24 protein-coding genes are annotated in these 23,951 nt (G+C 37.5%); 14 read left to right on the top strand and 10 right to left on the bottom strand.

What is annotated here, in order from left to right; all coding sequences use genetic code 11:
* Positions 1–101: 101 nt before the first annotated feature.
* The 5 genes from xni to queF form a co-directional block, all read right to left on the bottom strand.
* A complete protein-coding gene (gene xni / locus HC728_RS17045; protein ID WP_190395796.1) occupies positions 102–881 on the bottom strand; it encodes a flap endonuclease Xni in 780 nt (259 codons plus the stop codon).
* Positions 882–974: 93 nt separating this feature from the next.
* The gene (ppnN, locus tag HC728_RS17040) at positions 975–2,333 is read right to left on the bottom strand and encodes a nucleotide 5'-monophosphate nucleosidase PpnN (protein ID WP_012534000.1); all 1,359 of its coding nucleotides are present in this window, start codon (positions 2,331–2,333) and stop codon (positions 975–977) included.
* A 151-nt stretch (positions 2,334–2,484) separates the two neighbouring features.
* Positions 2,485–4,047 carry a GGDEF domain-containing protein gene (locus HC728_RS17035; protein WP_155663101.1) on the bottom strand — a complete coding sequence of 521 codons (1,563 nt, stop codon included), beginning with the start codon at positions 4,045–4,047 and terminating at the stop codon, positions 2,485–2,487.
* Between the two features lie 175 nt (positions 4,048–4,222).
* Positions 4,223–6,442, bottom strand: a complete 2,220-nt coding sequence (locus HC728_RS17030) for a lipopolysaccharide assembly protein LapB (RefSeq protein WP_190395795.1) — start codon at positions 6,440–6,442, stop codon at positions 4,223–4,225.
* A gap of 98 nt (positions 6,443–6,540) precedes the next feature.
* Complete coding sequence (gene queF / locus HC728_RS17025) at positions 6,541–7,386, bottom strand: NADPH-dependent 7-cyano-7-deazaguanine reductase QueF (protein WP_065622248.1); 846 nt, start codon at positions 7,384–7,386, stop codon at positions 6,541–6,543.
* A 104-nt stretch (positions 7,387–7,490) separates the two neighbouring features.
* On the opposite strand from queF, the gene syd reads away from it, so the two are divergent.
* On the top strand, positions 7,491–8,042 hold the full coding sequence (gene syd / locus HC728_RS17020) for a SecY-interacting protein (RefSeq protein ID WP_005417891.1): 552 nt from the start codon (positions 7,491–7,493) through the stop codon (positions 8,040–8,042).
* Between the two features lie 81 nt (positions 8,043–8,123).
* Positions 8,124–8,897, top strand: coding sequence for a Zn-ribbon-containing protein (locus HC728_RS17015; protein WP_005417893.1), 774 nt, complete (start codon positions 8,124–8,126; stop codon positions 8,895–8,897).
* Between the two features lie 41 nt (positions 8,898–8,938).
* Here HC728_RS17015 and HC728_RS17010 read toward each other — a convergent pair whose 3' ends face one another.
* Positions 8,939–9,388 (bottom strand): YaiI/YqxD family protein, encoded by a 450-nt coding sequence (locus HC728_RS17010; RefSeq protein ID WP_005417894.1) that lies wholly within the window; start codon positions 9,386–9,388, stop codon positions 8,939–8,941.
* Positions 9,388–9,657 carry a hypothetical protein gene (locus tag HC728_RS17005; RefSeq protein WP_065622247.1) on the bottom strand — a complete coding sequence of 90 codons (270 nt, stop codon included), beginning with the start codon at positions 9,655–9,657 and terminating at the stop codon, positions 9,388–9,390. Before HC728_RS17005 ends, HC728_RS17010 begins: the two co-directional genes overlap by 1 nt.
* Positions 9,658–10,620: 963 nt before the next feature.
* On the opposite strand from HC728_RS17005, the gene HC728_RS17000 reads away from it, so the two are divergent.
* The 7 genes from HC728_RS17000 to HC728_RS16970 all read left to right on the top strand — a co-directional run bounded on the left by HC728_RS17000 (position 10,621) and on the right by HC728_RS16970 (position 17,671).
* Positions 10,621–11,976, top strand: a complete 1,356-nt coding sequence (locus tag HC728_RS17000) for a PTS sugar transporter subunit IIC (RefSeq protein WP_012533885.1) — start codon at positions 10,621–10,623, stop codon at positions 11,974–11,976.
* Between the two features lie 32 nt (positions 11,977–12,008).
* On the top strand, positions 12,009–12,314 hold the full coding sequence (locus tag HC728_RS16995; protein WP_005417897.1) for a PTS sugar transporter subunit IIB: 306 nt from the start codon (positions 12,009–12,011) through the stop codon (positions 12,312–12,314).
* A 39-nt stretch (positions 12,315–12,353) separates the two neighbouring features.
* On the top strand, positions 12,354–13,763 hold the full coding sequence (locus HC728_RS16990; RefSeq protein WP_005417898.1) for a glycoside hydrolase family 1 protein: 1,410 nt from the start codon (positions 12,354–12,356) through the stop codon (positions 13,761–13,763).
* A 26-nt stretch (positions 13,764–13,789) separates the two neighbouring features.
* Positions 13,790–14,725 carry an ROK family protein gene (locus HC728_RS16985; RefSeq protein ID WP_190395794.1) on the top strand — a complete coding sequence of 312 codons (936 nt, stop codon included), beginning with the start codon at positions 13,790–13,792 and terminating at the stop codon, positions 14,723–14,725.
* 11 nt (positions 14,726–14,736) lie between these two features.
* Complete coding sequence (locus HC728_RS16980; protein WP_011261351.1) at positions 14,737–15,060, top strand: PTS lactose/cellobiose transporter subunit IIA; 324 nt, start codon at positions 14,737–14,739, stop codon at positions 15,058–15,060.
* A 69-nt stretch (positions 15,061–15,129) separates the two neighbouring features.
* A complete protein-coding gene (locus HC728_RS16975; RefSeq protein ID WP_190395793.1) occupies positions 15,130–16,134 on the top strand; it encodes a LacI family DNA-binding transcriptional regulator in 1,005 nt (334 codons plus the stop codon).
* 259 nt (positions 16,135–16,393) lie between these two features.
* Positions 16,394–17,671, top strand: coding sequence for a carbohydrate porin (locus HC728_RS16970; protein WP_190395792.1), 1,278 nt, complete (start codon positions 16,394–16,396; stop codon positions 17,669–17,671).
* A 66-nt stretch (positions 17,672–17,737) separates the two neighbouring features.
* On the opposite strand, the gene HC728_RS16965 is transcribed toward HC728_RS16970, so the two are convergent.
* Positions 17,738–18,046: a DUF3301 domain-containing protein gene (locus HC728_RS16965; RefSeq protein ID WP_065621584.1), complete on the bottom strand. Its 309-nt coding sequence runs from the start codon at positions 18,044–18,046 to the stop codon at positions 17,738–17,740.
* Between the two features lie 3 nt (positions 18,047–18,049).
* The gene (locus HC728_RS16960; RefSeq protein ID WP_190395791.1) at positions 18,050–19,087 is read right to left on the bottom strand and encodes a DUF3549 family protein; all 1,038 of its coding nucleotides are present in this window, start codon (positions 19,085–19,087) and stop codon (positions 18,050–18,052) included.
* Positions 19,088–19,189: 102 nt separating this feature from the next.
* Between HC728_RS16960 and HC728_RS16955 the strand changes: the two genes are divergently transcribed.
* A complete protein-coding gene (locus tag HC728_RS16955) occupies positions 19,190–19,504 on the top strand; it encodes a YqcC family protein (RefSeq protein WP_017018645.1) in 315 nt (104 codons plus the stop codon).
* Position 19,505: 1 nt separating this feature from the next.
* Positions 19,506–20,285, top strand: coding sequence for a tRNA pseudouridine(65) synthase TruC (gene truC / locus HC728_RS16950; RefSeq protein WP_188863758.1), 780 nt, complete (start codon positions 19,506–19,508; stop codon positions 20,283–20,285).
* 64 nt (positions 20,286–20,349) lie between these two features.
* On the opposite strand, the gene suhB is transcribed toward truC, so the two are convergent.
* Positions 20,350–21,153 carry an inositol-1-monophosphatase gene (gene suhB / locus HC728_RS16945; protein ID WP_017018643.1) on the bottom strand — a complete coding sequence of 268 codons (804 nt, stop codon included), beginning with the start codon at positions 21,151–21,153 and terminating at the stop codon, positions 20,350–20,352.
* Positions 21,154–21,360: 207 nt separating this feature from the next.
* Between suhB and trmJ the strand changes: the two genes are divergently transcribed.
* From trmJ to HC728_RS16930, 3 genes are all read left to right on the top strand, one after another.
* Positions 21,361–22,086, top strand: a complete 726-nt coding sequence (gene trmJ, locus HC728_RS16940; RefSeq protein WP_005417908.1) for a tRNA (cytosine(32)/uridine(32)-2'-O)-methyltransferase TrmJ — start codon at positions 21,361–21,363, stop codon at positions 22,084–22,086.
* 107 nt (positions 22,087–22,193) lie between these two features.
* Positions 22,194–22,700, top strand: a complete 507-nt coding sequence (gene iscR / locus HC728_RS16935) for a Fe-S cluster assembly transcriptional regulator IscR (RefSeq protein ID WP_054776010.1) — start codon at positions 22,194–22,196, stop codon at positions 22,698–22,700.
* Positions 22,701–22,731: 31 nt separating this feature from the next.
* Positions 22,732–23,946, top strand: coding sequence for an IscS subfamily cysteine desulfurase (locus HC728_RS16930; RefSeq protein WP_026029255.1), 1,215 nt, complete (start codon positions 22,732–22,734; stop codon positions 23,944–23,946).
* Positions 23,947–23,951 lie beyond the last annotated feature (5 nt).

Raw genomic sequence — 23,951 nt, 5'->3', positions numbered from 1 at the left:
CATCGTTTTGGTAACCACATCAAATATAGCCATCTTTCTTTTGCAGAAAAGCACACTATATTCATTATACTTGGTAGTCCCTAGTCCCTAGTCCCTAGTCCCTAGTCCCTAGTCCCTTTCTCATATCGTATATCTTGCAAATTAAACCCAAGCTCAATATCCGTTCTTAACCCCGCAACCTGACGACATAAAATAGCGGTTTCGTAATGTTCATCAAACTTCTTACGGTATTTTTTAGGAAGATCTTGAGACTCGTTCGCGGCCTCAATCGTTGGGAATTGAGTTAGAATTTCTAAGGCTGCTTTTGGACCGACTCCCGGAATCCCCGTAATTTTGCTTGAACTGATCCCAGCTAATCCCCAGTAATCAGCCAATTGTTCAGGCTTTAACCCAAACTCTTTTTCTACAAAAGGAGCATCTAACCAGCGATGTTGGAAATAATCTCGAATACGTAAAGTAGGAGAGAGCAACTGACAGTAGCCTTTATCGGTAGAAATAATCGTAACTTGTTCATTATGCACCGCTACTTTATTAGCTAGGGTTGCAACTAAGTCATCCGCTTCATCACCATCAGAAAGCAGTGAATCAATGCCTAGTTTCCACCATGCTTCTTGGATATCATCCATGCCTTTCTGTAATGCTTCAGGCATGGGCTTTCTGTCTTCTTTATATTGAGGAAGAATTTCTGCACGCCATCCTCGATCTTGAAGATGATGATCAAATACCGCAATGATATGAGTTGGCTCTGTTTCTTTTAATATTTTATTAATAGTACGAGTGGTGGTAGTGATAACCGCTTGGATATCATCTTGGTTAGGTTGAGCTGAGTGAACGCGACGAATAAGATTAAGAGCGTCAATAATAACCAGATGAATTGCCATAACGTATTCATACCTATCAATAAAAAAAGAAAAAGCCCATGCAATTCGCATAGGCTTATTATTGTACGTTAGTGAAGGTGAAAAATTCCAGCCTTAATCCATAACGATTTTATAGCAAGGTTCATATTTAGAACCGGGTAACTTCATTCGACCCTGTTTTACAAAGTCTTGAAGTAAACGATCCATCTTTTTCATCAAGTCAGGATCACCATGCAGTTTAAATACACCATGCTTTTCGATCTCAGCAATGCCTTCGGCTTTTACATTACCAGAGACAATTCCCGAGAATGCTTGACGTAAGTTGGCTGCTAATGTTTCTTTTGGTTGATTTAAATGTAAATCCAAAGAGGACATCGCTTCATGGGTTGGTTCAAATGGTAACTGAAATTCAGGTTCAATTTTTAGAGCCCAGTTAAAGCTATAAGAGTCATCCGTCGCTTTACGATATTCTTTTACTTTCTTAATACCATGATTAATGAAAACCGCCGCTTTAGCAGGGTCACCAATAACAATATCATAATAGTGAGTAGCTTCTTCACCTAAGGTATCGCGAATAAAGGTATCAATAGAGCGGAAATAAGCCTCACTCTCTTTTGGACCAGTAAGAACGATAGGCATAGGTTGCTGTCTATTGGCAGGGTTCATCATGATCCCTAAGATATAAAGCAACTCTTCTGCCGTTCCTGGGCCACCAGGAAAAATAACAATACCATGAGCCATACGTACAAACGCTTCTAGACGTTTTTCAATATCAGGCATAATGATAAGTTCATTGACGATAGGGTTTGGTGGCTCTGCCGCAATGATTGATGGCTCGGTTAGGCCAACAAATCGACTATCGTTATAGCGTTGTTTCGCATGACCAATAGCAGCTCCTTTCATTGGGCCTTCCATTGCTCCGGGACCACAGCCAGTACAAATATTTAATTCACGTAAACCAAGCTCATGACCGACTTCACGAGTGTATTGATATTCGACAGGATTAATTGAATGCCCGCCCCAACAGACGACTAAGTTAGGCTCAATACCTGTATGCAAGGCTTTTGCATTACGCAAGATACTAAATACCAAATTGGTTAGGTGAGTGGCTTTGGTGAGGTTTAGTCGATTGTGATCCGCGATTTGCATGTTCACGTAAACCATGTCACGTAAAACAGAAAATAGATGCTCTTGAATACCTTTGATGATAGTCCCATCAACGAATGCGTGCTCTGGTGGGTTATTTAATTCAAGTTTAATTCCGCGATCTCGGCGCGTAACAGCAACATCAAATGATTGATATTTATCTAATAATTCTTTTGAACTATCAGTATGACTTCCTGAATTTAATACCGCTAGTGTGCAGTTTCGATACATGCGATAAACTTCACTTGAAGCGGTTTTCTTTAACTGATCAACTTCTAATTGTGATAGCAAATCCATGCTACCTGCAGGGCTTATATGAGTAATCATATTGTGCCTCCCTTGCGTATTTTTATTATTGTTTGAATAATAAACTTACACAGCAAAAGAGACTTTTGCTAGGAAAATTGTAAAAAACTGAGAGGGTTATAATGCTATTTTGCATTTAATTATCAGTAAAAAAATGAAACTTTAATGATAACTACGCAGTAATGAGTTGCTCAATACCTTTTGTTTTTTGCTTGTATAACGCTTGTATTGAACGTTCAATAACTTTCTCAGGTATATCACTGTTTGTGAACTCTGAGCTACAAATTGAAACCGTGATTTTTACATGATTATCTTTGAATTTAAATGGCAGTTTTGCAATCGCAGATTGAATATTGGTTAATACTTTATTTCTTTCATCTTCTGTGGTTTCAGTAAATAGAATTAAAAATTCTTCACCACTGAAGCGAGCAACAAAATCAGTATCTGATACTTGGTTTTCAATGGTTTTTGCAATAATACTAAGAGCCTTATCTCCAGCTAAATGACCGTAGTTTTTATTAATTCGTTTGAACTGATCGATGTCGATGATACTAAGCACTAAAGAGTGTTGATGGCGTACCCAACGCTTATATTCTAAATCGAGACGCTCATGCATTGCTGCTCGGTTATAAACTTTGGTTAGTGGATCTTTGAAAATTCGTTGTTGCTGGTTATTAAGCTGACGGCGATACTCTAGAGTTTCTTCATAAAGTGTATTGAGCTTTTTGGTTGCATATTCGTGTCGCTCAATTAATGCTGCTTCACGCTCTTGCATTGCTTTATTACGTTCAGATAAATCACTCATTTCACTGAGTAGCAGAGCCATTTGAGCTTTATGCTCTTGCATGCTTACTTTACTATTTAATAAGTTCTCAGCTTGCTTTACTAGCAGGGAGTATTCTTCATTTAATAGGGATCTTTGTTCTAAATAAGCTTGGCTTTTTTCTTGGTTTTGTTCACTTGTTTTGATTATTTGAGCAACTTGCGTATTCATTTCACCAACAAACGCTTGTGATGCTTTACGTTCATTGTTTGTGCCTTCTAATACCAACTTCAGGGTTTGAAGTGCAAGATCAATTAAAGATACTGCATCGACACCTGTCAGTAGTTTATTGCGGATCTCAAGTAAGTCTTTTCCTGACGTACTGTCAAAATCTAATTCAGAAATTAAATGTTGTAGTTCATTACTCAACTGCTCTTGGGTATCGACATCAATAATTTCATTGGAATTGATTTCAGATGATAACTGGCCTACTGAAATGAATTTGATCGCTCGTTCATAGAGCTCAATAAGTCGAACAATACGTTGAATGTGTTTACTGCCATCGTGAGAAGGGTGTTGTAATAAGTTACGAAGATCTCTTTTAAGTCCGGCAGGCAAGCCAATGACTCGTTGCAACGTTTCACCACAATAAGAAATATGATCTTCCATCATTGAATGCTCTTTTTGAACATTCTGCCTATATCTATTAATTAAACGCTCAAAAGTAGCAATACGAACAGTTAAATCTGATGTGTTTTCTACTTGCTCTATACTGGTAGCAAGTTCAACAATCTCTTTATCTAGTTCACTATCATGATGTTTACACGCAGCACAAAAACGCAAAATAATACGCTTTAATAGCATTATTTCACGACGTGATTTTAACGTAGTGTCTCGGTGTGATAGGCGTGTTTGATCTAGCTGTTGCTTAAGTTGGTTTAATTCAGAGGCAACAATGGATACTTCAATCATAATAACTTAGGTAAAAACTCACATTGGTAGATAGCGATAACCTATAAATAGGTCAATATTTTCATAGTAACAAAGATATTAGTAACTGACTAAAATAAAGTATCAAATTTGTTTAATTGATAATCATTACTATACCGTTAATGTTAATTTTGTGATGCATTATTCATTTTTGTTACTAATTCCTTGATGTTATTACCTTTATTAAACCTTGGCTAATTGCTTGTTCACAAGCTAAGCGTATATTATTACTTGCGAAACTTGCGGCTGGTGCATTATCTATCGCTCGATAATTTACCCATTGGCTGCTTGATAACTCTTCACTCAAATGTTGAGCTGCATTAGTCGCCATTAATAGAATATCAATTAATTCTCTATCATTAATTGCAGTGTAGGCCCGTGGTAAAAATGGATATTCAACCATTCCTATATTAACAGTTTTATCAGTTAAAATATTTGAATCAAAATTATTGATCCAGCTTTGAACGGTTTCAGCCATTTCTTGAACACTACAGGTTGAGTCCGATTTATGCTCGATATAGAGAAAACTGGCATCTGAAAAATGATAAATACGGCTCGGAGAAGTCACTACAGAAGATAAGTAATCCCCAAAAGCTTTCTCAATTGATAAACCTTCCTGGTAGCCATGAGTTAGGTATAGCTCTTGTAACATAGGTATATGGAACAGAGTGAACCGCAATCTATCACTTAGTGGTTCATTGATTAATTCACCTAAATGCCATTGCTCAATATTAGAACTACTTTGTTGTAGTGATGACGGTAATCTTTCTGTTAGCAGACGTAAGTTACGTAATCCACTGCGAGGGTGGGTGTAATATTTATTTAGTAACAGATGGAGACGTTTTTTCAAGAAACGATTCACTTGCTGTTTTCTAAATGCATAAATTGAAATGATAGTTAGTAATGCAACTAAGAATCCTGCAATTTTTTGAATTTTAAGCGTTTGTAAATGATTTTCTTTTAATTGAGCTTCTAATCCTTGGTAATGCAGAGATTGTTCAATAATACTTTTTTGTTGTCTAAATACTTCTTCATTGATTTCGTTTTGAACCGCTTGAATAGACGAGTTCAGTGTTTCGTATTCACGCTGGGCTTTTAATGCCGCTTCAAATAATCCCATTTTTTCATAGGTTTCAGAAAGCAATTTTTGAGACTGTAATTTGAGCGGTTTATCATTGTCTTTTTTGCTATACACAATCGCAGTCTGAATATCATTAATAGCCAGATCCGGTTTATTGTTTATTAGATTCAATTTTGCTTGTAGAAGAGCCGCTCTTGCTTTCTGCTTTGGTAATTTTACGTATTCATTAAGATTGTTAGCTTGTTTTAAGTAATGCTCACTTAATGCGTAGTTGTAGAGTAAGAAATAAGTATTTGCGATATCTAATCGTAATGAGATTAATTTATTAACGTTATTTTTTTCTTTCTCTTGATCCAGAGCGTTAAAGTACTGGACTAACGCTAAGTTGAATCGACCTTGTTTAAGGTGTATCTGAGCGATTAAGGTTAAAACGTTAGATAGTTGTTCGCTGTTATTGTAACGGCCGTAAAATTCAGCTGATTGCGAGGCGTGTTCAAGCGCTTTATCCAGTACTTTTCTTTGGAAAAAAAGCTCACCTAATAAGAAGTTAGCTCTAGCTAGTTGACCACTTTGATCTGCTTCAATTGATTGCCAGTAAGCACTTAATAATTCTGTTAATGCTTGATCAAATTGTTTGTTCTTTAAAAAGTGTCGACCATAAGAAATATGATAGAAAATGAGGCTGCTTGGATCTTTTAGTTTTGCCCCATGAGTCATTGCTTGTTTGTAATATTGTTGTGCTTTGCTGTTATTTCCTTGCTCAGACTCAACTTCAGCATGAATTAACGCAAAACCAAAATACAGTTTGTCGTGAATGCCAATGGTATTGCCTGTTTCAAGTAACTCTTGTTCAATAATGGCTAAAATACTATTTGTCTCATCTACATCTTTGGTTAAATTCCACCATAAATAAGCATAGATTAATTTAGATTCTAAATAGCCTGACTTTAATTGAAAGTCTTTAGCTAGAGATATCGCTTCTTTGATAGCTTCAATCGCTTCTCTATTTTTATTTAATCTTTTATTAGCGAGTGCTTTGATTTGAAATGCTTCAACAGTACTTATTGGCGTTCTGATAGTACGTTCAGAATCATTGTTAATTGGAATTTGATTCGGATTTTGACCCGGCGAGATTTGTCTTTGCTCAAGATATTGATTAACGATTCTAAGTGATTGCGCAGGTTTGGTATCTAAAAGTTGATAAGCATCATTCAGAATTGGGGCTGAGAAAAATTTAGCCCATGCAGAAAGTGGGAAAAACACAAAAATAAAAAGAATACACTGACGGAAAGACATGTAAAGGATCCACAAAAAAACAACCATTACATACTATCGTTGTGAGTGGATTTGTCTACAAAGAAACGTTCTTTGTAGACAAAATTAATCAAAATGTCTTACTGGCGAGCTAAACGTAAATTGTCTTTAGGTGCCAATAGGTGCGAGCTACGGAATGGGTTGATATCAAGACCACCGCGTCGCGTATAACGAGCAAATACAGTTAATGATTCTGGTGCGCAATATTTCATAATATCCGTGTAAATTCGTTCTACACATTGTTCATGAAACTCATTATGTTGACGGAAAGAGATTAAATAGCGTAGTAGCTTCTCACGATCAATTTTTTTGCCTTTGTATTGAATTTCAACACTGCCCCAATCAGGCTGGTTTGTAATTAAGCAGTTAGATTTCAATAAATGACTGTGCAGTGTTTCTTCAATTTCTGCATCAGATGTACTCGATTCTAAATAAGCGGCATTGAACTCGTAATCATCAATAATAATATCTTGATCATCAATGCATTCGCCTTGCATATCAACAATAGGTTGTTGTGAATATCGTTGTACAGGGAATAGATCTACTTTTACGGTTTCACCTGCACATGCACTTAAATCTTTTACCAATGTCTCTTTTACTTCATCCCATGAGGTGAATTTTGTTTGGTTAAAACTGTTTAGATAAAGTTTAAACGATTTTGATTCAACAAGGTTTGGGCTCGTTGCAGGTAGTGCGACTTCACCAACAGCTACTTGTGGTAAACCATTTTGATTTAGCCACGACAGTTCATATAGCGTCCATACATCACAACCTACAAAAGGAAGTTCATCACCTAGTGCAAGATCATCACGATTAAGACTTCGAGGAACCGCTTGTAGTAATTCAGGCTCGTAAGTGTGTTTGTATTCTGTTTTTTGTCCAAGGGTCAGTGATTTTAGCTCATCTGCATTGGTGTATTTAGTCATATTGAAAATACCAAAAGTAGATTAGAATAAGGCGTACTAAGTAGACAGCCTTTCGTTTAATATTGGATAGTTTACTTGAAATTTTATCTTATGAGGAGAATCGAATGCCACTTTCGGTAGAGCAAGCGCTTGCTAACTTTAGCCAACGTTATGTAGAAGCATGGAAAGCACAACATGATTGCTTGCCAATTAATGAAGAGTTAGTGGGATTAGCTTCTCCTTGTATTGAAGAAACGCGAGATTTAGAAATATCTTGGCAACCTATTGTTAGAGATGAAGCGATTCGTTTGCATAATATCGAGCAAGGAATTGAATTGGATCTTCATGACGACTTCCATGCATTTTATGGCACTCAATATAGTGCGGATATGACAGCCAAGTTTGAAGATATGAATATTGAACTTCTTCAAGTGTGGAGCGATGAGGATCTGGAGCGTTTGCAAGGCAATATGCTAGGTCATTTAGTCATGCAGCGTCGTCTGAAACTAGTACCGACTTTATTTGTTGCTGTTACAGATGATGAAATGGAAGTCGTTTCTATTTGTAATCAATCTGGTGAAGTGATTTTAGATCGCGTTGGTACTAAAAATAGAACAGTATTAGCGGCGAATATGGCTGAGTTTTTAAATAAACTAGAGCCGGTTATTGCTGCATAGTTAATTGGTAAATGATTAAATCAATTCCGGTGTAATTACATCGGAATTTTTATTTTTAAAGTGGTTAGGAAAAGAGCGTTAATGTTTGTTACTGAGTTAGATTTTGAAGTGTATTGTGATACTTCGATGGCAGCGGTAGAAAAGGCAATAAATTATTGTTTAGATTGCCTACGTTACAATGGACAAGTTATTGGCCGTGAATTACCTGTTGTGATGAAAGGAACGAACTTTGTTGCTCGTGTTGTTTGTCCTGAAGTAGATTCATTACATCCGGATAATCACAGCCCTCAGGTAAAGCTAGCTTTCAAACAACTGAGTGAGTTTGGATTATTACAACCTAAAGTTAAAGTGGTTGGTCAAGACATGAACTCAGATCCTAGTGATGAGAGTGAAACCGTTAGTTGGCAAATTCTTTATACTAGCCATTTACATACGTGTTCGCCGATTCGACATGGTGAGACATTCCAACCTATTCCATTATACCGTTTACCTGCGGTAGCCAATGGTGATCAAAAACAGCTTATTAAATGGCAAGAAGATTGGAGTGCATGTGATCAATTACAGATGAATGGCTCTGTTGTTGAGCATCCTTCATTGCATGAGATCAGTTCAAGCAAAAGTCACCTATTTAAACGTGGTTGGGATTTGTGTCGTCGTATGGCGGTAGTAAGTGGCATTCCAACGTATTTATACATTTATCGTGTGGCTGGCGAGAGTAAAGAGAAAGAGCAAGCACGTCGTTGTCCTGTGTGTGATGGGGATTGGGCTTTAAAAGAGCCGCTTCATGAAGTATTTGATTTCAAATGTGATGAATGCTTATTAGTAAGTAATTTATCTTGGGACTTTAAAGACTAAGTTTGGTTGAATAAAAATGGGAGCCTAGATGCTCCCATTTTTTATATTTTGGCTTTGGCTAAAATGCGATCCAATTGATTCGCAAATTCTCGACGTTCTGTTTGAGAAAGTGGAGCTGGGCCGCCTGTTTGAATGCCACTGGCGCGCATTGTATCCATAAAATCACGAATATTTAATCGAGCTTTAATGGTTGCTTCGGTATATAACTCACCACGAGGGTTTAATACTTGTACTTTCTTTTCAATGAGCTCTGCAGCTAATGGAATATCGGCACTGATCACTAAATCGCCCGCTTCAGAACGTTTTACTATTTCATCATCGGCAACATCGAATCCTGCTTCTACCTGCATAGAACGAATATTGGCTGCACTTGGTACAGGAATATAATGGTTAGCAACTAAGGTTAATTGAATTCCAGTTCGAGTTGCGGCGCGAAATAGCACCTCTTTTACTACCTTTGGACATGCATCTGCATCCACCCAAATTTGCATTATTTATTCTCCAGAGCGATTAAGCGTTCTGTTAGCTCTTTAACTTGTTGTTCAAGTTGAGCAATACGCTCGTCCGCTGTTAGTGAGGTTTCTCGAACTTCTATTTTTGGTACATGGGAAGTCGATTTAAAAGATTTTACCGCAGCAATAATAGCAGGCATAGGGACTGGAGTCGTTAAGCGAGCTCGTACCAATGCCGTGGTTGGTTTTTTGCCTTCATCGGTTAAATCTTGCAGAATTTTTTGCAGTTCATCCGTTACGTTTTTCATTGTGACTTCCTATATTTCAGCTTTGTTTATAATAACGAATTCTCTATACCAATCCTAGAAGAATAAAAGTGTGATAAAAATCACATAGAATGATGGGTATTAAATAGATGAAAATGGAAAAAAGAGAACATGCTTGTGCGATATCTCTCACGTGCAAGGTGAGAAATATCGTTTATTTTATCGTAAATTAGCATAAGGACCTTATTAAGTTATTGTTATTAATGGTGTTTTATTTTTTGGTATGATTGTGGATGCAAAGAAAGATAAAAAATATGTCGCTAGACCATTGTTCAAAAAAGTCAAAAGCGTAATCTTATTGGTGTCGGAAGGATACTGACACGGAACAGGAACTAGCCACGGATTTGGTAAGCTTCAGGTTGAAGCATTCGGTTATTTAGGATGAATAATCGGCAAGGAAAGCAAAGGACATTGAACGGACGCAATAGTAACTTGGATGGTTGCTACTAAGGAAGACAATGGATACCTCTAGGATAGAGGAAGGACTGAACATCAGGATGATGTAAGGGACACCGCTCACGGAACAAGTGAAGAGAGTTAACGACGGACTGTTGACGGATCAGGATGAGATCAAGGACACCGCTAGGACGGCGACGAACGGAATAAGCTGAAGGAATCAGCATACTATCATGGATTTGATGCATGGAGCACCACTTAGTAGCCGGACTGCTGCGAGTAGAGTTATAACCCCATTAAGCGAGAGCTTGATGGGGTTTTTCTTTTTTACGCAATCATTAGCACTTATACCCCCACCGAATACGCCCATTTCCTAGTTTAAAAAAACATCAATTTATCTAGATCACATTTTTAATCTGTAAATTATTAATATTCGTGAGTTGAATCATATTTGCTCAATCATGCTATGTAACCGGTTACTGAAACCGGTTACATTTCTCGTCAGTGAATAAAAGTTAATAAATTTATAATTCTAATTAGGGGTGAACAATGAGTACTCAAGCGGTAAATTTGCAAAGTACTATCATGGAAAAGGTGAATAAATTCCTACCTAAAGTTTTAAAGGTTGTGAATTCAAAACCGATCGTAGCGATTAAAGAAGGCTTCATGTTAACAATGCCATTGACCATTATAGGTTCAGTGTTTTTGTTATTGGCGTTTGTACCTATTGATGGTTACAGCGAGTTTATGGCTGGAATTTTTGGAGCAGAGTGGTCAACACCATTGTTCCAAGTTGTAGGGGCAACATTTGATATTTTGGCATTAATTGGTGCTTTTGGTATTGCGTATACTTACGTTAAATATGAAGGACATAATGGTGTAAATGCGGGGGTATTAGCCATTGTTTCTCTTCTTATTGTAATGAATGCCTTTGTTGTCGCACCTGATGGTGTAACTCAAATTGGTGGCGTAATACCGAAAGCCTTTCTTGGTGGTAAAGGTATGATCGCAGCCATCGTGATTGGTTTAGTTGTTGGTATTATTTATTCAATGGCCTTTAATCGTAATTGGGTTATCAAACTGCCTGATAGTGTGCCTGAAGGGGTATCCAATGCTTTTAAATCGCTTATTCCTGGTTTTCTTATTATCACTCTTGCTTTCTTAACTTACATCTTCTTTGAAGTTGTATTTGAAAGAACCTTTATTGAAACCATCTATCATATTATTCAAACGCCACTACAAAGCATGTCTGATTCATTCTTTGGAGCGGTTGGTATTGCTTTACTTATCTCTCTACTTTGGTGGTGTGGTGTTCACGGTCCAGTTATTGTTATGGGCATTATGGGACCAATCGTGACAGCGAACGCACTTCATAATCAATCTATCGTGAATGCAGGCGAAGCATTGATTGCTGGCGAAAATGGTAAGGTGGTAACTAACCAGTTTGTTGACCAATTCATTACTGTTGGTGGGTCAGGTTTAACGTTTGGTTTAGTGTGCTGCATGGTGTTATTTGCCCGCTCTATTCAGTTCAAACAGCTTGGTCGCCTTTCTTTTATCCCAGGTATTTTCAATATCAATGAACCTGTGATTTTTGCAACTCCAATTATCTTTAACCCAATCATGTTTATTCCATTTGTAACAGCACCTGTGCTATCAGCAATTATGGTTTATACGTCAATTAATATGGGGTTTGTTGGTCCATTTACCGCAGTTCAAGTGCCTTGGACAACACCTATGGTGCTTAGCGGATTCATCGTTGGTGGTTGGAGTGCCGCATTACTACAAATAGCCGTGTTCTGTATGACAGTGTGCGTTTATTTCCCATTCTTTAAATATCAAGACAAGTTAGCTGCTCAAGATGAAGCAAAGGCAGCAGCGCCAACATCACAAGCAACAGCTTAATTAAAACAGATTAGATGAGTATCGAGGTTATTATGAAAAAGATTTTATTACTATGTGCAGCAGGTATGTCTACGTCAATGGTTGTAAAAAAAATGCGTGAATCAGCAGAACAAAAAGGATTAGATATTCATATCGAAGCCCACGGCGTTGAAACGATTCAAGACTATTTATCTGAATATGATTTATTCCTATTAGGGCCACAAATTCGCTTTAAAAAAGACGAACTTCAGAAATTGGCAGATGAAGTAAATAAGAAAGTCGAAGTCATCGACATGATGGATTACGGCATGATGAAAGGCGAGAAGATCCTAAATGATGCATTGGCTCTTTTAGACTAACCATATTCAGTTGGCTACAGTAATAGACAGGAATTTGAAATGAAATTTGCACATGATTTTTTATTTGGCGCAGCAACCGCTTCTTATCAAGTGGAAGGCGCGTGGGATCAAGATGGTAAAGGTCCAACAAACTGGGATGAGTTTACCAAAATACCAGGAAAAACGTTTGAAGGAACTAACGGTGATGTCGCTGTTGATCATTACAATCGTTATAAAGAAGACATCGCTTTAATGGCGGAAATGGGATTAGAGTCATACCGTTTCTCAATTTCTTGGGCTCGTATTTTCCCAAATGGAACGGGGGAAATTAACCAAAAAGGCATCGATTTTTATAATAATCTGATCGATGAATGTTTGAAATATGGCATTGTTCCTTTTGTTACTCTATATCACTGGGATCTGCCATTAGCACTAGAAAAAGAAGGTGCATGGTTAAATAAAGCAACGGGCGATGCGTATGTCGAGTTTGCTAAATTATGTTTCAACGAATTCGGTGACCGTGTTAAGCATTTTATAACGTTTAATGAAACGGTTGTGTTCTGTGCTCTAGGATATATGGCAGGCGCACACCCACCAGGCATTCAAAATGACCCGAAAAAATACTTCCAAGCAACACATAACGTATTTTACGCTCATGCTAAAGCGGTGATTGAATATAAAAAATTAAATCAATTTGGTGAGATTGGTTTGAGCCATGTATTTAGCCCTGCATTTGGGGTTGATGATTCTGAAGAGAGTCACTTTGCTGCAATGCATGCGAACCAATTTAGTATGAACTGGTTCTATGATCCTATTTTGCTTGGTAAATATCCAGAGTATGTAGTTAAGCAATTACAAGAAGAAGGTAACCTTCCTGATTGGACGGATGAAGAGCTACAAACTATTTTTGAAGCCGCACCTTTGAATGACTTTATGGGATTGAATTATTACCAGCCTCAGCGTGTAGAGAAAATTCAAGGGGATGTTGAAGCTCGTACGATTACACGAGAAAACTCAACGGGCTCACCTGGTAACCCTAGTTACGATAATGTGTACCGTACTGTGAAAATGGCAGATAAAAAGTACACGAAATGGGATTGGGAAATTTCACCTGAAGGGTTTGTTGGCGGATTAGAAATGCTGAAAGAGCACTATGGTCAAATTAAACTCTACATCACGGAAAATGGTTTAGGTGATGAAGATCCTATCATTGAAGGTGAAGTGTGCGATATTCCACGTATTAATTTTATTAAAGAGCACTTAGGTGCGGTAAAAGAAGCGGTTCGTCGCGGTGTTCATATTAAAGGGTATTACGCTTGGTCTGCCATTGACTTATTAAGTTGGTTAAATGGTTATAAAAAGCAATATGGTTTTATCTATGTAGATCATCAAAATGGATTGGCTCGTAAGAAAAAAGCATCATTCCATTGGTTTAAAGATGTCATTGCCACTCGTGGTGAAGATATTTAACTGAAATAAAGGGAGAAGTTCGCATTATGGCAACGTACATTTCGTTTGATATTGGTGGTACAGACATAAAGTTTGGCGTGTTAAATGAACAAGGAAAAGTTCTTGAGCAAGGGAAAGTGAAAACTGAAACTTGCGGAGAAAAAATCATTGCCACTCTTGTGGATATAAAAGAGCAGTGGTCAAAAAAGTATACGTTCGATGGTGCAGCTTTCTCTCTTCCTGGATTTGTAGATGTAAACACAGGGTATTTAAAAACGGGTGGAGCAATTGATGATTTCTACGGTTTTCAATTTAAAGATGAATTAACCAAGAAGTTATCGTTACCTGTTGAATTAGAGAATGATGTTAACTGTGTAGCGCTTGCTGAAAAATGGCGCGGTAAAGCACAACATGTTGGGAATTTTATCTGTATTACGATAGGCACAGGAATTGGTGGTGCTATCTATATTAATAATCAAATGGTTCGAGGTCATGGTTTTATGGCTGGCGAGTTTGGTTATATGTTTACAAAAAATGTATTTGATATTGAAGATAAAGCAACAGCAAGTATGAGTTTTACTGCATCAGTTAGAGAAGGGCTAAGACGTCGATATTCAAAATTAAAAAATATTAATAGTATTGATAATATATCAGGAAAAGATATTTTTGAACTCGCATCAACAGGTGATGAAGTTGCAATAAAAGTAATTGATGACTTTTATAATAATATTGCTATCGGTTTATATAACCTTACGTTTATTTTAAATCCAGAAAAAATAATTATTGGTGGAGCGATAAGTAGTCGAGAAGATTTGATTTCTAATATTGAAGAGAAATTTAATCAGATTATTAAAAGCCAAAGTTCAATTAATGAATTTAATGTTAAAGAGTTAGTTTCCATTGAGAAAAGTACATTTAATAATGACAGTGGATTAATTGGAGCGGTATATCACTTTTTAACAATGAAAAACAAATTTAAATAGGAATAAAGAATATGCTAGTCGGTGAAGAGTTAGAAACTACAGTAATGGAACTTATTATTAATGCAGGTGAATCTAAATCATGTGCAATGGAAGCATTACGAGCAGCAAAATCTGGCGAGTGGGATAAAGTTGATGATCTTTTAAAGCAATCAGCTGAAGCTTCGAAAAGAGCGCATGATGTGCAAACACAGCTTATTGGCATGGATGAGGGAGAAGGAAAAGTACCAGTAAATTTAATTATGGTGCACGCCCAAGATCATATTATGACTTCTATGCTTGCAAAAGAGATGATTCAAGAGCTAATTGAGATTCATCGCGCGTTGCAGAATAAATAATAAAGTGTATTTAGCGTAATAACTTAGCTATTATTACGCTAATTTCATCTACATATTTTTGAGGGCTCAATGGCAACAATCAATGACGTATGTAAGCTTGCAGGTGTTTCTAAGGCGACCGTTTCTCGAGTAATGAATGGAAAAGGTCCAGTAAAAGAAGAAACAAAAAAACTGATTTTTGATGCAATGGAAACATTAGACTATAAACCGAGCCTTGTCGCTCAAGCATTGGCAACAAATAGTTCTAATAGTATTGGCCTTATTGTGTCGTTCTTTGACGGTTATTATTTTGGTATTTTACTCAAAGAAGCGACAAGAATTGCAGAAGAGTCAGGAAAGCAATTAATCGTCACTGACGGTCATAATCAAGTTGAAACTGAAATCGAAGCCATTAATTCATTAGTGGCAAGAAAGTGTGATGCTATTTTAATTTATAGCCGTACGATGACGGCTGATGATTATTGTGAAATTCAGAAAAAACTGCCAATCCCACTTGTGGTAATTAATCGAACCTTACCTGATGGCTTAGGGCACGCTGTTGCTTTTGACCAATATAATGCAAGTCAAATGGCTATTGAGCATCTTGTTGAATTAGGGCATAAAAACATTGCAATTATTACTCTTAATATGACATCCAGTACTGGTCAAATTCGTTTGAAAGGAGCGAAAGAAACCCTTGAAAAACATGGTATTACTTATGATGATAACTTAACTATAGTAAAGAATGGTAAGTTAGAAGATGGGTATCAAGCATGTAAGGAATTGCTGAAGCGTTCACAAGATATTTCCGCTATTTTTTGTTTTAATGATCATTTAGCACTCGGTGCAATTAAAGCCTTAAAAGAGATGAATATTCGTGTTCCTGAAGATATTTCCATCGTTGGGATAGATAATGATGAGATCTCTGCATTTTTATCTCCAGCATTAACAACGATTAATATTCCTATTCAAAAAGTAACTCAGTTGGCAATGGATAAAGCATTAAGATTGATTTCTGATAAAGAAGTAAAAGCAACAACTGAAATATTAAAAGGTAATATAATTGTTCGTGAATCAACAAAGGATATTAATTAAACTATTTTATTTTCAATAAGCATCGATTAATTGGTGCTTTTTTGTTTTTATTGAATAGATATCTCTTAAAAAGCTAAAAATAAAATATATATAAATATAAAACGTGCGTGATCAGGTTAATATTTAAAAATTATGATTGTTGAATATTAATAATATAACAGTAAATAATTTAATTAGTTCATGAATGAGTCGTAAATATAATTCGATAATGTTCATGATGATTTTAAATTGCTGTTTTAATATTTATTAAGGAATTATAATGAAATTATTACCTGTTGCTCTGGCTGTTACTGCGACCCTTTCTTCATTTTCTACTTTTGCTGAAACAGATCCATTAGATAATATTCAATTAGATGATCAACAACCTTTAGTTATTTCTCCTGAAACCAAAATCCCTGATGGGATCGTTTTTTCTGGTTATGCTCGTTATGGATTTCATTTTTCTGATGATACACAAAAATACGTCTCAGCTGATGGCCAATTAATTGGTAATGCTGCTGGTCGTTTAGGTAATGAAGGCAATGGCGGTGAGTTTCAGTTTGCAAAAGGATTTGTTTCTGATAATGGCACCATTTGGGATGTGGTTGTCATGCTAGAGCATTGGGGGGATGAGGTTGGCTTGAAGAAATTCTATGCGGGGGCGACGAATGTCTTTGAATCTCAACCTAATGCTTATATTTGGGCTGGTCGAGATTTCCATAACCGACCACAGACAGGATTAAACGATTACTTCTGGATGATGAATGATTCTCAAGGTGCTGGTATTAAAAACCTTGAGTTTGGTAACGTGAAATTCGATATGGCTGCAGTTGCACAAGTTGTTGATGGTGGTGGTACTGGTGACAGTGGTAATTACGCAATTACATCTAAATTACATGGAATTAATTTAACGGACGCATTAGATCTTTCTTTCTATGCGAACTATGGTTTTTCCTCTAAAAATACTGAAACTGACAAGAACACGCAAACTTGTACAGGAACTGGTGTAGATAAGCAGTGTTATGTCGATGATATTGACTCGTACCAATTGGCGCTTGAGTTAAATCATAGTGTTGGAATGCTGAGTAATAAGTTTGTGACTCGCTATGGTAATAACGTTGATAACAATATTTTTAATAAGACAGAAGATTTATCGACGTTGTTGATGCAGCTAGAAGGTAAGTTAGTGATGAGTAATCAAACTAATATTGAATATTTAGTTGGTTATCAATCATTAGAAGATAAAAATGAGAGTCAAGATGACCGAGCTAACTACAGTGCCATTGTGCGTCCCACTTATGCATGGAATAACATTCACTCAACATGGCTAGAAGCGGGTTATTCAGTGGTTGATTTTGATAATCAAAGCGGACAAAACGATGCTTGGAAAGTCACCTTATCTCAAAATATTAGCTTTGATATGGATTCAGGTGCAAGACCAATGTTGAGATTTTACGCAACCGTTGGTGACTCAAATACAGAAGTGGATTTAACTCGTGGAGAAACGGGTAAACAAGATACTTTTGCTGTTGGTGCTATGTGGGAAGCATGGTGGTAACCAAAAGGATATAAAATAAGGGGGGAATTGGGCTAGCAGCAATACTATGTGCTAGCCCAGTTTTCATTAGTATTCTTCAGCCATGCGATACGGAGGTAAATTAAACTTTGCGGCTTTAAAGCCTATCATGATCAATTTACCTGTGTAGTGGTCATCTCCCACGGAAGAAAACTCGAATTCATAAATAGTATGTAGACGCTTTTTACCGTCAGGTAATTGAATACCGTAAGCACCTCTTGCGACACTAAGCAGCTGTAATTCCATTTTTTTACAATAATGTTGAATAGCTTGGTGAGCATATTCCGATTGCCTTCTTTGTTGCCAAAAAAGAAAGCAGAATAGGGTTAGTGCTAATATCGCAAGTAGATTATCCATATCTTAACTCTTGGTGGTTTGCTGCAATTTTAATAAAGCGTTAGCCAGTTTAGGATCCGCTTCTCCATGAAGGATCTGAAGCATGCACATACGAAGTTTCGGTTGCATTACTAAATCAGCAAACAACTGATTAAATAGCTGTTGATCACCCGTTTGAGCCAATCGTAATAAGAAAAGATTAGCAACAGACAGATCCTCTAATCCACTCCAGCAACGACCAGCAATAGCGACAAGAACTTCAGGGTGGCTTAGACGCTCACTCGATAAAATTAAAGTCAGTGCTTTAATTAAAGTATTCTTATCTGCCCCAGAAAGTGCACGAATATGTGCAGATAATAGAAACAGATCAGATTCTTTGTCGTTGCATAGCTCTTGGATTGTTTCTAATTGCTTTTGTGCTAATTTTTCAGGCAAATTGATGTGTTCTAAGTAGCCTAATGTGGCGTATAAAACCGTTGTCGGTAAATGAGACAGCGATTTGCGAAGTGCAGTACTGTTGTTGTCTTTATCTAGATTTGCACATACATCTGCTAACCCTTGCATTCCCACAAATTGCCAGTTATCCCAACCGTTTATACCCGAAAGATAAGTTTTCGCATGATCATAGTATTGACTCATAGGCTGTGCTAATTCCGCACGCAAGAAACTATGAAACATTGCCATCTTGTCATCTTTAGGCTTAAAGGTATAAGGGTTATTTGACAACTTTTGTTGTTGCTCTTCGCTTAAATCGCCGCTTAATGACACCCCAATCGCTTCGATAACGTACTTAATAAAATTACCTATATCAGCTTGTTGCAGTAGACTTCGTTCATCTAAAGGCAGTTTTAAAAACCAAATCCAAGGTTGTTTTGTCTCATTCCAATAAGCGATAGCTAAATGAGCATGACGTTGTAATGGGTAAGGATAAGGTTGCTGTCCAGCTTCAATAGATTCAAATTGTTTATTTGAGATAGGTTGAACACGGCGACCTAAGTCATAAATCGTGTATTCACAATCTGATTGCTGTATCAGTTGGGTAAGCGTATAAATCTGATCCATGATATGTCTTATTTTATGGGTAATGTCGTGATTATACCCAAGCCTTGATAAGATGGTATCCTTTGTCATCAAAAGTATCAGAGAGTGCGAGTTTTATCGGATATGACGACATCGTTAGAATTATCAACATTATTAGAGCAGTTAGCTCAGCAATTAGAACATCATGGGCACTGGCAACGTACGTCACCATCGATAGCCGATTTATCAAGTACAGAGCCGTTTGCCATTGATACTCTATCTGCATCTGAGTGGTTGCAGTGGATTTTTATCCCTAAGATGAATTATCTAATTGAGAATAATAAACCGACGCCAAAAGGGTTCTCAATTGCTCCCTATATTGAAGAAGCATTAAAGGATATTGAAGGGTATAACGAGATTGTACGCTTATGTCATGCCATTGATGCATTAGGTAAATGAAGTGAATACAGAAGAAATTACAGCTGTGAATGATGAGTTATTAGAAGAACAAGTTGAGCCAATAGAGCTTGAGATTGTTTATCGTGATGAACATTTAATTGCGATTAATAAACCTGCAGGAATGTTAGTACACCGCTCATGGCTTGATAAGCACGAAACGGTATTTGCGATGCAAACGTTACGTGATCAAATTGGTCAGCATGTGTTTCCATTACATCGTTTAGACAGACCAACATCAGGAATATTATTCTTTGCTTTATCAAGCGAGATTGCTGCACAAGTATCTCCACTTTTCGCAAGCAGAGAAATAAAGAAAACCTATCATGCGATTGTTCGTGGATGGATTGAAGAGGCGGACACGCTTGATTATCCATTAAAAAAAGAACTCGATAAAATTGCAGATAAAAAGGCATCACAAGAAGTCGAAGCTAAAGAAGCGATCACTGAGTATAAACCGTTAGCTAAAGTGGAGTTACCTTATTCAACAGGTAAGTTTCCAACCACGCGATATTGTTTGATGGAGTTAAAACCACATACAGGTAGAAAGCATCAACTTCGTCGTCATATGGCACATTTACGTCACCCAATTGTTGGTGATACAAGCCACGGCGATGGAAAGCATAATCGTTTATTTAAAGAAAAATTGGATAGCCACCGTTTGTTACTTCACGCATCTGAATTGAATTTTACTCATCCAATAACGGGGGAGGATATCGTGATTAAAGCGGATTTTGATGATACGTGGAAAAAACTATTTACTGAGTTTGGTTGGAATTTTTGATTTTTATAATAAAAAAGGGAAGACAGATAACCTGTCTTCCCTTTTTTTAAATCAATAAATGAAATTACTTCATCATTGCTTCGTTGCCGTTTTCACGAACTTTTTTAAGCATCGCTTTAACAACACGTGGGCTACCAGCAACTAGGTTACCAGATTTAAGGTAATCAGTACCGCCAACGAAGTCAGTACAGATAACACCAGCTTCACGAGCAATTAAGTCAGCAGCAGACATTTCCCAAGGCTTAAGACCTAGTTCAACAAAACCATCCATACGAGCTGATGCTAAGTAACATAAGTCTAGAGATGCACAACCAGTACGGCGAACGTCAGAACCTTCGATGAATAGTGCACTAACCACTTTCATGAAGCTTTCAGAGTGTTGTTTGTGACGGTATGGGAAACCTGTAGAGATGATAGCTTCGCTAAGATCTTTTAACTCTTTAACGCGCATACGTTGGTTGTTGCGTTGAGCACCAGCACCACGTTGAGCAGTAAATAGTTCATTGCGAATTGGATCGTATACACAAGCGACTTCTGTACGGCCTTTGATGCGAACAGCAATAGAAACAGAGAAGTGTGGGATACCTTTAACGAAGTTAGTCGTGCCATCTAATGGGTCAATGATCCATTGAATGTCAGTGTCTTTACCTTCAATTAGGCCAGACTCTTCAGAAATGATGCTGTGATCAGGGTAAGATTTCTTGATCATGTCAACAAGAATGTATTGAGCATCGGCTTCGATGTTCGTAATAAATTCGTTGTTGCCTTTCTTTGTTGTTTCAATTTTGTCAGTTTGCTCAAAAGATTTAGCAACAAAGTCACCAGCTTTACGTGCAGCACGTACAGCAATGTTTAGCATTGGATGCATAGTAATATCCCAAAAGATGTTAAAGAACAGAAATCGGCGGCGAGTATACACAGACTTATTATAAAAAGGAAGTGTTTATTTTTTGTTCATTCATTCTCTTTATTAAAAAAAAAGCGATCCAAGGTTAAAATCTCAGCGAGATAAAGGAGAAAGCCGTATTGCTTTATGTTAGTATCCGGCGGCTCTTTTCATTAGATGGGAAATAACATGTTAGATAAAATTCGTATTGTTCTTGTAGGAACTAGCCATTCAGGAAATATTGGTTCAGCTGCTCGCGCGATGAAAGTGATGGGGTTAACTAATATGGTACTTGTTGCACCTGAGTGTGAAGTGGATGGCCAAGCCATTGCTTTAGCTGCAGGAGCAAGTGACATTGCGAATAACGCACGTGTTGTTGATACATTAGATGAAGCCATTTCTGATTGTGGTCTAGTTATTGGTTCAAGTGCTCGTTCAAGAACACTTGAATGGCCAATGTTAGAACCACGAGAAGCTGGTATTAAAGCTATTGAAGAAGCGCCAACACATCCAATTGCTTTTGTATTTGGTCGTGAAAGAGTCGGTTTGACCAATGAAGAGTTACAAAAGTGTCATTTCCATGTATGTATTCCAGCCAACCCTGAATACAGCTCTTTAAATTTAGCAATGGCAGTGCAAACTATTAGTTACGAAGCACGCGTTGCATGGTTAGACAGTCAAGCATATAAAGGCGAATCAAAAGAAGCGGATTACCCTTTAAACCATGAACTGGAATTATTCTACGAACACCTTGAAAAAGTGATGACGAACACCGACTTTATAAATAAAGCACATCCAGGTCAGGTAATGAATAAAATGCGTCGTATGTTTAACCGCACACGTCCAGAAACTCAAGAATTACGCATTTTACGCGGTGTATTAACCGCCGTAGAACGCAGTATGAAAGACAAGTAATATCAAATAGTAAGTACTTGACTAAAATAGTAGGATAAATACTTGACCAAAATAGTCAGGTATGGGAAACTTCATTCCATACGAATAGTGTGGATATGAGGTAACTTATGAAATTAACTTCAAAGGGAAGGTATGCAGTAACAGCAATGTTAGACGTTGCACTTCATGCCCAAGAAGGACCAGTGCCGCTTGCTGATATATCAGAGCGCCAAGGGATTTCATTATCTTATCTTGAACAATTATTCTCTAGATTACGCAAAGCAGGTTTGGTTGCAAGCGTTCGAGGTCCTGGTGGTGGTTATCGCTTAGGATTAAGAGCTGAGCAAATTGCAGTTGGAATGGTTATTTCAGCTGTTGATGAATCAGTTGATGCAACCAAATGTCACGGAAAAGAAGGCTGCCAAGGTGGCACGCGTTGTTTAACGCACACATTGTGGCGTGATCTAAGTTCTCGAATCAGTACTTTCTTAGACGGTATTACGCTTGGTGAACTGATGCAAGATAATGAAGTTCAGCAAATATCTGATCGACAAAATGTTGATCTTGCCATAACAAATGGCTTAACTACGAATTCAAAATTAACAAATTCTGTGGGTGTTAATGTCCGTTCTTAACGGTCAAACGTCTGTATTTTTGGAGATGAAAATGAAACTGCCAATTTACTTTGATTATTCGGCTACGTGTCCTGTTGATAAACGTGTAGCGGATAAAATGGTTCAATACATGACAATGGATGGTTACTTTGGTAACCCTGCATCACGCTCACACCGTTACGGCTGGCAGGCTGAAGAAGCGGTTGATACTGCACGTGAAAATATTGCCGATCTATTGAATGCTGATCCTCGTGAAATCGTATTCACATCAGGCGCTACTGAGTCTGACAACTTAGCAATTAAAGGTGCTGCGCATTTCTATAATAAGAAAGGTAAGCACATCATTACTTGTAAAACAGAACATAAAGCGGTTCTTGACCCATGTCGTCAACTTGAGCGTGAAGGTTATGAGGTAACTTACCTTGAGCCTGAATCAAATGGTCTTATCGACCTAGCTAAGCTTGAAGCAGCGATGCGTGATGATACTGTTCTTGTTTCAATTATGCATGTAAATAACGAAATTGGTGTAATTCAAGACATTACTGCAATTGGCGAATTATGTCGTTCTCGTAAAATTATTTTCCATGTTGATGCGGCACAATCTGCGGGTAAAATCCCTCTAGATGTACAAGCAGTTAAAGTTGATTTAATTTCACTATCAGCACATAAGATTTATGGCCCTAAAGGCATCGGCGCATTATATGTTCGTCGTAAACCTCGCATTCGTTTAGAAGCACAAATGCACGGTGGTGGTCATGAGCGTGGTTTCCGTTCTGGTACTTTAGCAACACACCAAATCGTTGGTATGGGTGAAGCTTGCCGTATTGCAAAAGAAGAAATGCAAAAAGATTACGATCACTGCTTAGCAATGCGTGACCGTTTATTGGATGGCATTAAAGATATGGAAGCAGTACACATTAATGGTGATTTAGACCAACGTGTACCAAGCAATTTGAACATCAGTTTTGAATTTGTTGAAGGTGAGTCTCTATTAATGGCTCTTAAAGACCTTGCAGTATCTTCTGGTTCTGCATGTACTTCAGCAAGTCTTGAACCTTCATATGTACTACGTGCATTAGGTTTAAATGATGAGCTAGCACACAGTTCGATTCGTTTCTCTTTTGGTCGTTACACAACAGCAGAAGAGATCGACCACGCGGTTTCACAAATTAGCCAAGCAGTAAACAAACTGCGTGATATGTCACCACTGTGGGACATGTACAAAGAAGGCATCGACTTAAACACGGTTGAGTGGGCACACCACTAAAACAC

The sequence above is a fragment of the Aliivibrio sp. S10_S31 genome (genome assembly GCF_014694495.1).
In the GTDB taxonomy this organism is placed as follows: Bacteria; Pseudomonadota; Gammaproteobacteria; order Enterobacterales; family Vibrionaceae; genus Aliivibrio; species Aliivibrio fischeri.
The sequence above is the reverse complement of the archived record's forward strand: the minus strand, read 5'-3'. Positions and strand labels throughout refer to the sequence as shown.